Source organism: Streptomyces sp. NPDC007901 (genome assembly GCF_042959465.1).
Lineage (GTDB): Bacteria > Actinomycetota > Actinomycetes > Streptomycetales > Streptomycetaceae > Streptomyces.
In genome coordinates, this window is the sequence record NZ_JBIBKW010000026.1 from 102,625 (window position 1) to 114,291 (window position 11,667).

Annotated in this window: 10 protein-coding genes and 3 pseudogenes; 9 read left to right on the forward strand and 4 right to left on the reverse strand. The window is 68.7% G+C overall.

Annotation, left to right across the window (positions count from 1 at the left end):
• Positions 1–4: 4 nt before the first annotated feature.
• The 3 genes from ACFZDK_RS48035 to ACFZDK_RS48045 all read right to left on the reverse strand — a co-directional run bounded on the left by ACFZDK_RS48035 (position 5) and on the right by ACFZDK_RS48045 (position 3,053).
• Positions 5–787: an ATP-binding cassette domain-containing protein gene (locus ACFZDK_RS48035; protein ID WP_390983483.1), complete on the reverse strand. Its 783-nt coding sequence runs from the start codon at positions 785–787 to the stop codon at positions 5–7.
• Positions 784–1,818 (reverse strand): ABC transporter permease, encoded by a 1,035-nt coding sequence (locus tag ACFZDK_RS48040; protein ID WP_293992758.1) that lies wholly within the window; start codon positions 1,816–1,818, stop codon positions 784–786. The genes ACFZDK_RS48035 and ACFZDK_RS48040 overlap by 4 nt, the downstream gene beginning before the upstream one ends.
• Positions 1,819–1,925: 107 nt before the next feature.
• Complete coding sequence (locus ACFZDK_RS48045) at positions 1,926–3,053, reverse strand: substrate-binding domain-containing protein (RefSeq protein WP_390983487.1); 1,128 nt, start codon at positions 3,051–3,053, stop codon at positions 1,926–1,928.
• 149 nt (positions 3,054–3,202) lie between these two features.
• Here ACFZDK_RS48045 and ACFZDK_RS48050 point away from each other — a divergent pair, with 149 nt between their 5' ends.
• Together ACFZDK_RS48050 and ACFZDK_RS48055 are read left to right on the forward strand one after the other, a co-directional pair.
• A complete protein-coding gene (locus tag ACFZDK_RS48050; RefSeq protein ID WP_390983494.1) occupies positions 3,203–4,261 on the forward strand; it encodes a substrate-binding domain-containing protein in 1,059 nt (352 codons plus the stop codon).
• On the forward strand, positions 4,254–5,318 hold the full coding sequence (locus ACFZDK_RS48055; RefSeq protein ID WP_390983497.1) for a PfkB family carbohydrate kinase: 1,065 nt from the start codon (positions 4,254–4,256) through the stop codon (positions 5,316–5,318). The genes ACFZDK_RS48050 and ACFZDK_RS48055 overlap by 8 nt, the downstream gene beginning before the upstream one ends.
• 333 nt (positions 5,319–5,651) lie before the next feature.
• On the opposite strand, the gene ACFZDK_RS48060 is transcribed toward ACFZDK_RS48055, so the two are convergent.
• Positions 5,652–6,374 carry a tyrosine-type recombinase/integrase gene (locus ACFZDK_RS48060; protein WP_390983500.1) on the reverse strand — a complete coding sequence of 241 codons (723 nt, stop codon included), beginning with the start codon at positions 6,372–6,374 and terminating at the stop codon, positions 5,652–5,654.
• A 57-nt stretch (positions 6,375–6,431) separates the two neighbouring features.
• On the opposite strand from ACFZDK_RS48060, the gene ACFZDK_RS48065 reads away from it, so the two are divergent.
• The 7 genes and pseudogenes from ACFZDK_RS48065 (at position 6,432) to ACFZDK_RS48095 (ending at position 11,450) form a co-directional block, all read left to right on the forward strand.
• Complete coding sequence (locus ACFZDK_RS48065) at positions 6,432–6,920, forward strand: MarR family transcriptional regulator (RefSeq protein ID WP_390983502.1); 489 nt, start codon at positions 6,432–6,434, stop codon at positions 6,918–6,920.
• A gap of 241 nt (positions 6,921–7,161) precedes the next feature.
• A pseudogene (locus ACFZDK_RS48070) lies at positions 7,162–7,311 on the forward strand (bifunctional metallophosphatase/5'-nucleotidase); the annotation flags it as partial.
• Complete coding sequence (locus ACFZDK_RS48075) at positions 7,308–7,799, forward strand: dCTP deaminase (RefSeq protein WP_390983504.1); 492 nt, start codon at positions 7,308–7,310, stop codon at positions 7,797–7,799. The pseudogene ACFZDK_RS48070 and the gene ACFZDK_RS48075, both read left to right, overlap by 4 nt.
• The gene (locus ACFZDK_RS48080) at positions 7,796–8,332 is read left to right on the forward strand and encodes a deoxycytidine triphosphate deaminase (RefSeq protein WP_390983506.1); all 537 of its coding nucleotides are present in this window, start codon (positions 7,796–7,798) and stop codon (positions 8,330–8,332) included. Before ACFZDK_RS48075 ends, ACFZDK_RS48080 begins: the two co-directional genes overlap by 4 nt.
• Before the next feature lie 14 nt (positions 8,333–8,346).
• Positions 8,347–9,446, forward strand: a pseudogene (locus ACFZDK_RS48085) (glycosyltransferase family 4 protein).
• A 149-nt stretch (positions 9,447–9,595) separates the two neighbouring features.
• Positions 9,596–10,647 (forward strand): annotated as a pseudogene (locus tag ACFZDK_RS48090) (serine hydrolase domain-containing protein).
• Positions 10,648–10,847: 200 nt separating this feature from the next.
• Entirely contained in the window at positions 10,848–11,450 is a 603-nt protein-coding gene (locus tag ACFZDK_RS48095) for a hypothetical protein (RefSeq protein WP_390983509.1), read from the forward strand.
• The last annotated feature ends 217 nt before the right edge of the window (positions 11,451–11,667 follow it).

Below are 11,667 nucleotides of genomic sequence, written 5' to 3' on the forward strand. Positions count from 1 at the left end.
CCCTTCAGCTCGCCTCGGGGGCGAGCTTCTTCGCTCCCGTCATGATGGCCACCGCGTCCTCCATGGAGTGCGATTGCGGGGTGATGACGCCGGCGCAGCCGCCGAGTCGCTGGATGTGGATACGGTCGGCGACCTCGAAGACGTTGGGCATGTTGTGGCTGATGAGGATGACGCCGAGGCCCTGCTCGCGCAGGTCGCGGACGAGTTTGAGGACCTGGCCGGTCTCGCGGACGCCGAGGGCGGCGGTGGGTTCGTCGAGGATCACCACCCGGCCGCCGAAGGCCGCGGTGCGGGCGACGGCCACGGACTGGCGCTGGCCTCCGGAGAGGGTCTCCACGGCCTGGTTGATGTTCTGCAGCGTGCCGATGCCGAGCCGTTTGATGTGGTCGGCGGCCTGCTTCTTCATCTCGCCGGTGTCGAGCATGCGGAACACCGAGCCGAGGATGCCCTTGCGGCGGATCTCACGGGCGAGGAAGAGGTTGCTGGCGATGTCCAGCGCGGGGGCGACGGCGAGGGTCTGGTAGACGGTTTCGATGCCGGCGTCGCGGGCGTCCTGGGGACGCTTGAAGTGGACCTCGTTGCCGTCGACGAGGATGCTGCCCTGGTCGGGGACGAGGGCCCCGGACAGGCACTTGATCAGGGTGGACTTGCCGGCGCCGTTGTCGCCGATGACGGCGAGGACCTCGCCGGGGTGGAGGGTGAGGTCGACGCTGTTCAGGCCGACGACCCTGCCGAAGAGCTTGACCAGGCCCTTGGCTTCGAGAACGGGGGCGGTGGCGGTCGTCACGACTTCACACTCCGGATCCACTGGTCGACGGAGACAGCCGCGATCACCAGGATGCCGACTGCGAGAACTTGGTAGTTGGGGTCGATGCCGGCCAGTGCGAGGCCGTTGACGAAGACCTGGACGATCAGCGCGCCGATCAGCGAGCCGAAGACCACACCGCGTCCGCCGAACAGGCTGGTGCCGCCGATCACCACGGCGGTGATGGACTGCAGGTTGGCGTTGAGACCGCTGTTGGGGTCACCGCCGCCGACCCGACCGACCAGGATCCAGGCGCCCACGGCGATGGCGAAACCGCCCACCATGTAGGCGCTGAGCAGGACCCGGTTGACGGAGATGCCGGCGAGCCGGGCGGCCTCGACGTCGTCGCCGACCGCGTAGAGGTGGCGTCCCCAAGCGGTGTAGCGCAGGGCGTAGCCGACCACCGCGTAGAGGGCGATCATGAGGAGGACGCCGTAGGTCAGGTTCAGCTGCCCGAGGGAGACCGTCTGGCCGCTCCACAGCAGGATGTTGCCCGGCTGCAGCGCCACCGTCTGGCCCTTGGCGTAGATGAGGGTGATCGCGGTGAAGACGCTGAGGGTGCCGAGGGTGACGATGAACGGCGGCAGCTTGATCCTGGTCACCAGCAGACCGTTGACGGCTTGCGCGGCTATCGCGGCGACCGCCCCGGCCAGCAGGGCGAACACGCCGGGCCAGTGGTTGTCCGCGACGAGTTTCGACATGAGCAGCGAGGAGAGCACCATCACCGCGCCGATCGACAGGTCGATGCCGGCGGTGAGGATGATGACCGTCTGCCCGACGGCGAGCGAACCGATGACGGCCGTCTGCTGGGCGACCAGCGAGAGGTTCTGCAACGCGTAGAAGCGTTCGTTCACCAGGGAGAACACGACGGCGGCGAGCACCAGGACGATGGCCGGGCTGAGGGCCGGTTGGCGGTGCAGCACCGAATGGATGCGCTGGCTGAGGGTGGCGGGCCTGTTGAGGAACTCCTCCGCCGGTGCCGGTGTGGCTTGACTGTCCACGTGGGTGGTCACAGGGGGTCCTTCCGGTGTTTTCCCTGGTACGGGCTCATGGGCTCGTGGGGTGCGGGTGCGACGCCGGCGCCGTGACGGTGGTCACCGGCGCCGCACCCGGCTCGGTGTCAGCTGCCCCAGCAGGCGGAGGCGGCCTGCGACGGGGACTGCACGGTCAGACCGTCCAGGGACTTGGCGGCGGCCAGGGCGGTGCCGGTGTCGTAGAACGACTTTCCGCTGGTCACGCTGGGCTTGCTGCCGCCGCGGGCCAGCTTAGCGATCGAGGTGACGCCGAGGGCCGCCATCTTGCCCGGGTACTGCACTGCGTCGGCGGCGAACTCGCCGCTGGTCACGTTCTTCAGGCCGGAGCAGCTGCCATCGATCGCGTAGATCGCGACGTTCTTCTCCTTGCCGGCCGCCTTCAGCGCGTTGTACGCGCCCTCACCCGCGGGCTCGTTGATCGCGTAGACGACGTTGATGTCCGGGTTGGCCGACAGGCAGTTCTCCATCGCGGTACGGCCGCCGTCGATGGCCCCCTGGGTGGGCTGGTGACAGACGACCTTGTACGTACCGCCCTTGCCGCCGGTGTACTTGCCGGACTTGGCCTCCTTGCCGTTCTCGGTCTTGCTCCCCGGGTCGACGCCCATGCCCTCCAGGAAGCCGTGGTCGCGGTTGATGTCGACGGAGACGACCTGGTTGTTGAACAGGTCGAGCATGGCGATGACGGCCGGCTTGCCGTCCAGTGCGGCGGCGGCGTACTGGCCGATGAGCTTGCCCGCCTGCTCGTTGTCGGTGGCGTAGGTGATGTCCGCGGTGCTGGCCGGGTTCGGCGCGGTGTCAAGGGCGATCACGAACAGGCCGGCCTGCTTGGCCCGGCCGAGGGCGGCGTTCACGGCGTCGCCGTTGGTGGTGATGAGGATGCCCTTGTCACCGCGCGATATGGCGTTGTCGATGGCGGTGATCTGGGTCTGCGTGTCGCCGTCGCTGTTGCCCGCCGCCACCGTGAGACTCACGTTGTCCTTGGCGGCCTGGGTCTTGGCGTCCTTCTCCATGCTCACGAAGTACGGGTTGGTGAGCGTCTTCAGGATCAGTGCGACACCTACCTTGCCGCTGCCGCCCGATGCGGACGAGGACGAGCCCGAGCCGGAAGAACCGCAGGCCGCGAGCGTGGCGCCGAGGCACACCGTGACGCCGATCGCTGCCGCCCGGGTACGCCGACCGCGGCGGCTCGACCTCTGGCTGATGAAGATGTTCATGGTGTGATCCCTTTCGCAGCCGTCCCTTGGCCGACGCTGAGACAACGTTGACTGGGCGAGATACTGGGCCCGTATGGACGAGGCCGTCAAGACGCTGATAGACATGCGCGGGCAACGAGTAGGTAACGCGCGATCGGTTGGAGACAACGATGACTCAGGGCGAGCCGGCGCCCCGGTCCACCCGCAGCCGCCCCACCATGCGTGAGGTCGCGGCGCTGGCCGGAGTGGCCATCAAGACGGTCTCGCGCGTGTTCAACGGGGTCCCCACCGTCGATCCGGCGATCGTCGCCAGGGTCCGCGACGCCGCCGACCAACTGGGTTACCGTCCCAATCTCACGGCCAGCAGCCTGCGCCGCGGCGACGGCCGTACTGCCACCATCGGCATGCTCGTCGAAGACGCCGCGAACCCCTTCTCCGCCGCCCTGACCCGCACCGTCGAGAACGTGGCCCGCGCCCGCGGCGTGCTGGTGCTGGTAGGCAGCCTGGACGAGGACCCCGCCCGGGAACGGGAGTTGGCCCAGGCGCTCATCGACCGCCGGGTCGACGGGCTGGTGATCGTGCCCGCGGGACGTGACCAGAGCTACCTGATCAGCGAGCAGCGCTCAGGCACCCGCCTGGTCTTCGTCGACCGCGAGGCCGGCCTGCTGGACGCGGACGCCGTCGTCTCCGACAACCGGCAGGGTGCCGTCACCGCCGTCAACCACCTGCTCAAGGCCGGTCACCGCCGGATCGCCTACCTCGGCGACCGCGCGTCCATCCCGACCGCCGCCCAGCGCTTCGACGGATACCGGCACGCACTGGAAGTCGCGCACATCGAGTACGACGACGCGATCGTCCGTCACGTCGGGTCCAGCGAACAGGCCGCCATCGCCGCCACCGAACAGCTCCTCGCGCTGCCGAATCCGCCGACGGCGCTGTTCACCAGCCAGAACTTCGTGACCATAGGGGTCCTGCGCGCGCTGCGTACCCTCGGCCTGCAGGACACCATCGCTCAGGTGGGCTTCGACGACTTTCCGCTGGCCGACATCCTCAACCCGGGGATCTCCGTCATCGCCCAGGACGTCGAGCAACTGGGCAGGACAGCCGCCGAGATGCTCTTCCGCAGACTGGACGGCGACGACTCCCCGACCCACACCGTCACCGTGCCGACCCGGCTCATCGAGCGGGGTTCCGGCGAGATAGCCCCCGAAGGACCCCGCCATGACTGAAGCGATACGAGCCCTCGGGCAGCCCCCGGCCGTGACCGTGATCGGCGAAGCCCTCATCGACCTGGTCCAGCTCGGCACCCCCGGCGACTACCGCGCCCGGCCCGGCGGCAGCCCCTTCAACGTCGCCGTCGGCCTGGCCCGCCTCGGTCACCGCACCGCGCTCATGGCCCGGCTGGCAGGCAACTCCTTCGGCCGCATGCTGAGCGCCCACGCTGCCGCCGAGGGCATCGACCTGGCGTACGCCCCCTACGCCGCCGAACCCACCACGCTCGCCGTGGTCTCCATGGACACCGAGGGGCGGGCGAGTTACGACTTCTACCTCGACGGCACCGCCGACTGGCAGTGGACCGAGGCGGAGACCGCCCTCGTCCCGCCGGACACCGCCGTGCTCCACTTCGGCTCGGTCGCCTCCTGGACCCCGCCGGCCGACGACCACATCCACTCCGCCGTCCAACGACTGCACGCCGCCGGCACAACCCTGATCAGTTACGACCCCAACATCCGCCCCCTCCTCCTGGGCGATCCGGAACACGGCAGGCAGGCGGTCGAGCGCAGCATCGGCCTCGCCCACCTGGTCAAGGCCAGCCGCGAGGACGTCGAATGGCTCTACCCGGGCACGCCGATCGAGAAGATCGCCGCCCACTGGACGGACCTCGGCGCACTGCTCGTCGTCATCACCGACGGCCCCGACGGAGCCCACGTCTTCCCGAGCGGCGCGGGAAACTTCAGCCGCGCCGGCCGCAAGGTCGCCGTGGTGGACACCGTCGGCGCAGGCGATGCCTTCACCGCCGGGCTGCTCGGTGCGCTGCTGCGCCACGGGCTGGACACGCCGGGGACATTGGCCACGGCCGACCCGGACGTGCTGACGATCGTCGTGGACGACGCGGTCCTCGTCTCCGCGCTGACCTGCGAACGCCTGGGCGCCGACCCGCCCACCGCCCTGCCCCGCCCACACCTGTCCGCCCAGACACCCCTGGCGGTAACGGACCTGGCCTTCACCGACCGGACGGGGACAGGCAGCCCGACTCCGCAGCCGCCTCAGCCGGTCAAGAACTAGCGCTCCCACATCACGGAGACCGCCTTATGGCCGGAGCGGCGCCCTCGGCGAGGCGTGCCACTCCGGCCATGAGAACCCGTGATCAGTTGTACACGGTGAATTCCGCGATCGACCACCAGTTACTCGCGACATCGGCGGTGTTGACGACCTTGATGTAGCGGGCTGTCTGCGTCGGGAAGGACACCAGTTCCACTCGTGTGAGTTCATACACTGCAGCGGCACCCCACCGCGTCTCCGTCCCAGCTGACACTTCTCGTTGAACCGGAGCCGACTGCATACAACGACGCCGCCCTGGCCATGACGGCAGGGCAGCGTCACCTCAGGCAGCGATCGTCAGTGGAAGCTCTCGTGGCCGAGGAGGTGCTGGACCTCGTAGAGCGAGACTCCCTTCTGGACCAGCCACGAGGCGCAGGTGTGGCGCATGGAGTGTGGCGGGTAGTGCGGGACGATCTGCTGCTCGCCGTCGGTGTCGAAGTAGTAGGCGGCCTCGACGGTGGGCCACCAGGTCTGCCCTCGCCAGTTGCTGTCGGCGAGGAGACGTCCGGCCCGGCCCTTGGTGAGGGTGGTGAACACCACGGCGTCCCGGTCGAGCCGGTGGATGTGGCGTTCGAGGGCTTCCAGGACATGGGGTGGCAGCGGGACTTCCCGACGACTCTTGGAGCGCTTGGGGTACTCCTTGATACCGCTCTTGGCGTTGACCTCCACCACGAAGAGCCGTGAGCGACGCCTGTCGATGCGGTGCCGGTGCAGGCCGGACAGTTCACCCCAGCGCAAGCCGGTGTAGAAACCGAGCAGACACATCGTCCGCCATGCGGTGGGCAGTTCGTCCAGGATGCTCTGCGCCTGGTCGAGCGTGAACCACTGCGGCGGTTCGACCGCGATGGTCGGCAGGTCGATGTTGCGGCAGGGGCTGACCGCAAGGACGTCGTCGTCCACGGCCGCGCGCATCATGGAGGACGTGAGGTTGAACGCCCTCTTGATCGCGCAGGCTCCCGCGCCCTTGTCCACCACGGCGCGGATCCAGCTCTGGATGTCCATGCGGGTGATGGCCCGCATCTCCCAACCGCCCCAATGGACAGGACATGATGGACGAGGTGCGTCGCCTCGCAGGGTGTGAGGCTCGACGATGCGGGCGTTCCACCACCGGTCATGCCAGTCACTGAAAGAGATCTCGCCGGCCCGCGGGTCGCGCAGAGCACCGCGAGCGAACTGGGTCTCCATATCGGCGCCCCACGCGCGGGCCTGCGCCTTGAGCGGGAACGACTCGCTGAGGGGCGGCACTTCGCAGTGCTCAACCAACTGGACCGAGCGCCGCGCAGCCAGCGTCAACTGATCGACCTGATCGGCAGCGACAAGGCATCCATGGTGCGACTTGTCGACGACCTCGAAGCCAAAGGCCTCGTACGCAGGGATCCAGCACCAGGTGACCGCCGTGTCCGCGCGGTCACCCTGACCGAACACGGCGCCATGCTCCTCTCGCAGGCCCGCGACACCGCCCGCGACGTAGCCGCCGGACTGCTCACCCACATGAAGCCCGACGACCAGGAAGAACTCACCAGGCTGCTCGCAGAATTCCTTCGCGGTCAGCACCCCGGCAGTTAAATGTGACGGGGCGCAAGGCGCGTCACAGAGTCGGCGCGCTGTGCCTGGACTGAAGGCCATGACCCGTGCATGGCGCGTTGCCGCGCTCACCTTCCGGCCGGGCTGAAACACGGTGCAGCAGGCCGCAATGACGCCAGTCGTCGCCGGCGTAGTGATCGTGGTTGCGGGGGTGCCGTCTGGCTGACCAGTTCCGGGCTGAGCTGCCCCATCAGAAGAGCAACAGGTCAGACGCCCTTTCCGCACCGTGCTGACCACCGACTACCTCGCCGACAGCCACCTCGGCGGCCGTACGCATGAGGCCGGACTGCGGCTGGGGCAGGCCGTACGCCGCGTCCTGATCACGCCGCCCTTCCCCTCCACCGCCGACTCACCTGAAGGAAGCGAGCAATGATCCTCACCCCCTTCAAGCCGGACCAGGTCAACCCCAACAGCTACAACGTCCGCCTCGGTCCCACCCTGCTGACCTACACCGCCCTTGTGATCGACGCCCACCGCCCCAACCCCACCCGCGAGATCGAGATCGGCCAGGGCGGATACGTACTCCAGCCCGGCGAGCTCTACCTCGGCCACACCCTCGAGCAGGTCGGCTCCAACGCCTTCGTGCCGCTGCTGTTCGGCCGCTCCTCCGTCGGCCGACTCGGGCTGTTCGTCGAGATCACCGCCCCCATCGGAGACATCGGCTTCCACGGCCAGTGGACGCTGATGCTCTCCCCGATCCGCCCGTTACGGGTCTACGCCGGCATGAAGATCGGGCAGATCATGTTCTTCGTCTCCACCGGCGCCATCGACCTCTGTCGCGGCAAGTACCAGGCCGCCCACGGCCCGCAGCCGTCGCGGTACTGGCAGGACGTGGCGGGAATCGAAGCGGTCGCGTCGTGATCCTCACCGGCTCCGAGATCGCCGCCGCCGTCCAGACCGGCGAGATCACGATCGATCCCTACGACCCCGGCCGACTCTCTCCGAACGCCTACGACTGGCGGCTGGGCAGCACGATCCGCGTGTGCGAAGGGGACCTGGACGCCGCCGTCCCCACTCCGTTCACCGAACGGACGATCCCCGCCAAGGGCTTGGTGCTGGAGCCCGGGCTGCTCTACCTCGGTGTCACCCACGAGCGGACGGGCTCGGAGGTGTACGCGCAGATACTCAACGGCGACCGCACCATCAGCTCCCTCGGCATCTGGGTGCACGTCTCCGCCCCGCTCGGCCACCAGGGCCACGCTGTCCGATGGACCCTGGAGATCCGCGCCGCCAAACCGGTGCGGATCTATCCGGGCATGACCTTCGGCAAGCTCGTCTTCCTCACCGCCTACGGTGCACCGGCCAGCTACCAGCAGCAGCCCGCCAAGTACGCGTCGACGGATGGCATCGACATCTCCCACCTCTACGAAGAGCTTCCCGGAGGATTCCTGTGAGCCCCGCTTCGACCATGGGGCCGCTGGCCGCCACTTTCCTGGACCTGCCCGCCGGCAGCCCCGGCGGCAGCGTCGAGCTCTTCCTCGACCTCTACACCGGCGACCGCCCCCTCATCCCCGCACGCGCCTTCATGCTTGGCCCGTCGGGTCCCAAACCCCGCGTCCCCACCGGACTCGACCTGCTGTCCGTGGCCGGGAAGTGCCTTCAGGCCCCCGCTTTCGGCCGGTACGTCGCAGCCCTGCGCAAGGCTCTCGCGGTCGCAATAAACCCAGCCCAGGTCGGCGTACTCCACCTGCAGCACCTCACCTTCGGCGCCACTCCCGCCCTGATCCGGGCGCTCCCCCTGCATCCCCGTATCGCCCTGGTCCACGGCACGGACCTGATCTTCGCCGAGGCCCACCGCGACCCGCTGCAGGTGCTGCGCGAGACTGCAAGGGCGGCCGACGCGATCGTCGTACCCACGGGGGCGATGGCCGACCGACTCCTCAAGCTCGCCCCACGAGTCGACCGCCGGAAGATCACCCCCATACCCTGGGGCATCCCCGACCACCTGCTCACCGATCCGCCACCCCGGTCGGCCCACACCCCCTCCAGCCACCTGCGCCTGCTGTACGCCGGACGGCTGACCGCCGAGAAGGGCGTCGAGGCCCTTATCAAGAGCCTGGCCCCGGTGCCGGGCGTCGAGCTGAGCATCGCCGCAACCCGAGCCCAGTTCCATGCCCTGGCACCGTGCTTGCAACGGGCCGGCGTGAGAGCCCGCTACCTCGGCCGGCTCCGCCGTCCACAGCTGTGGAAAGCGTTCACCGAGCACGACGCGTACTCGTCATGCCGTCCACCACCCTGGAGGCCATGGGCCTGGTCGCGCTGGAGGGCCAAGCCTGCGGACTGCCCGTCCTCTACCAGCCCGTGCCTGGCCTCAATGAAGTACTCGCCGCCTCCGGTTCAGCCACCGACTTCACCCACTCGGCCGCCCTCGTCCGAGACGTGGATCGGCTACGGACCGCACCCGGCCTCCTGCCCGCTCTGCGAGAGGCGGGCTACGCGAACGCCGCCCGCTACCCGCTCTCATCGACCGCCCAGGCGCTGACCGACCTCAGCCGCCAGCTCGCCTGAACCAGGCAAGCGTGCCCCTGCCGACGACGGACCGGCAGCGAGTACGCCGGTGCCGGGGCCGATGTCCGACACACCATTGCACCGCCAGTCCTGCCCGCCCAGCCTCACTACGCTGACCCGGCGGGATGCCCACGGCGAAGAGGGAGACCATGACGTACGGCACCGACTGCATCAACCGCATCGAGCAGCTCCTGAACGAAGGCGTCCGCGACAAGGTCTACCCCGGTGCCGTCTGGGCCGTCGGCGATGCCGCCGGGGTCTCGGCCCACGGCGCCACAGGCTCCCTCGACCCAGACGAGCCGGACACGCCGATGCTGCGCGACACCGTCTTCGACGCCGCCGGCCTCACCAAGCTCCTCACCGTCTGGTCGTCCATCGGCGCCCTGTGGGAGGAAGGCAAGCTCGACCTCGACGCCCCCCCAATGACTTCTGGCCCGAAGTCGCCGGCCACCCGCTCGGGGCCGTGACCGCCCGCCACCTGCTGACCCACACCGCCGGCGTCCCCCTGCGAGCCCAGCTGAAGAACCTCTACGGCACTGACCCGCAGGATGTGCGCGACGGCGTCCTCCACGAGGCGCTGCATCGCCCGCCCGGCGAGGCGGTCGAGTACACCGACCGGGCCGCCCTCATCCTCGGCTACCTCGCCGAGTACCTCTCCGGCCGACGCCTCGACCGGCTGGCGACGGAACGGATCTGGCAGCCGCTGGGCATGGCCTCCACCCGCTTCGGGCCGCTGCCCACCGAGATCGCCACGCGGTGCGCCCCAACCGAGCTCGACCAGGACAGTGACACCCATCTCAAGGGCATCGCCCACGACTTCTCCGCCCGGCTCCTGGGCGGAGTATGCGGGATCGCCGGCACCTTCACCGTCCTCGACGACCTCGCCCACTTCCTGCGCCACATGCTGCATACCTCAACCAGCCTGGGGCGAGCCGGATTCTGCCCCGCCTGGACCAGGCAGTCACTGACCGTCCAGACCGGCACCCTCGAACCCATGCGCGGCTTGTTCTGGCACCCCGCCCCCGGCACCCACCTCGGGGACGGCACCTGGGTCCACTACGGCTTCACCGGCACCCGCATGTGGATCTCCCCGCAGCAGGGGCGATGGGCGGTACTGCTCACCAACAAGCTCTACTACACCCGCGACCGCCAGCCCTTGACCGACGTCCGCAACGCCTTGCGCGCTCTCGCCTTCACCTGAGCCACGGTCGGCGAATCCGTTGAGCGAGTCCGGACTCCAGCACATGCCTAGCAGGTCCGAGCAATCCTTGGTCAGGCCCGTCATGTGCCTTCATCCGGCGGCCTACGCTGTCGCACCCTGTGCGAGGGCAGGAGCCCAACGCCGGTGTCAGTGCCTGCTGTCAGGATCAGCATCGCCCCACATCGTTGTCTGGAGGACACATGAGTGCCGATCTTGGCCCGCTGGCCATCACACGCCGCAGCAGCAGTGAGCTGATACGGGCCAACGGCGAAACGGTAGGCAGACTCGGCGACTTCTGGAGCTGGGCGTGCTCCGACCTCGCCAACAACACCATGCGCGGCATCCTGGCCGAGTACCTCGTGGCCACGGCGCTGGGCGCCGCGATCGGCACACGCACCGAATGGGACACCGTTGACATCCGTACGCCCGAGAAATGGCGCGTGGAGGTGAAGTCGGCGGCCTACCTGCAGTCGTGGGCACAACCCCAGCTGTCGAAGATCGAGTTCGGCATCGCGCCGGCTTCCGGCTGGGATGCCCAGACCGGCGCCACCTCAGCCGAGGTAATGCGCCGCTCGGACGTGTACGTGTTCTGCCTGCTGCACCACCAGGACAAGAAGACCCTCGATCCCCTGGACCTCGACCAGTGGACCTTCTATGTCCTGCCCACCCGTGTTCTGGACGAACGCTGCCCGGCCCAAAGGTCCATCAGGCTGTCCAGCCTCGTCGATCGCCTCAGCCCGCTGAAGACCGACTTCGCCGGCTTGCCGAAAGCGGTCTCCGCGTGCGCCGAAGGCATGCGTTAGCCCGATGACAGCGGTCTCATCGCGCGCGGTGAGACCCTGCCGACGGCCTTCTCCAGCAGGCGGCATGTCTGGCCCGGCCTGAGCTGGGCCGCTAGGTCGATCCAGCGGCCGGGTGGGATGTCTGTCGGCGACGCGTGAATCGTGGTTCTGGATCACTTTTGGTGCCGGAGCAACGGAGGGTCACCACCTCCGCGATCATGAGCGGTCGTGACCCACG

Excerpts from the sequence above, each read along its gene's own strand:
- ACFZDK_RS48045 (WP_390983487.1), bottom strand. The coding sequence starts at position 3,053 with ATGAACATCTTCATCAGCCAGAGGTCGAGCCGCCGCGGTCGGCGTACC.
- ACFZDK_RS48075 (WP_390983504.1), top strand. The coding sequence starts at position 7,308 with ATGATCCTCACCCCCTTCAAGCCGGACCAGGTCAACCCCAACAGCTAC.
- ACFZDK_RS48095 (WP_390983509.1), top strand. The coding sequence starts at position 10,848 with ATGAGTGCCGATCTTGGCCCGCTGGCCATCACACGCCGCAGCAGCAGT.
- ACFZDK_RS48060 (WP_390983500.1), bottom strand. The coding sequence starts at position 6,374 with ATGCGGGCCATCACCCGCATGGACATCCAGAGCTGGATCCGCGCCGTG.
- ACFZDK_RS48055 (WP_390983497.1), top strand. The coding sequence starts at position 4,254 with ATGACTGAAGCGATACGAGCCCTCGGGCAGCCCCCGGCCGTGACCGTG.
- ACFZDK_RS48050 (WP_390983494.1), top strand. The coding sequence starts at position 3,203 with ATGACTCAGGGCGAGCCGGCGCCCCGGTCCACCCGCAGCCGCCCCACC.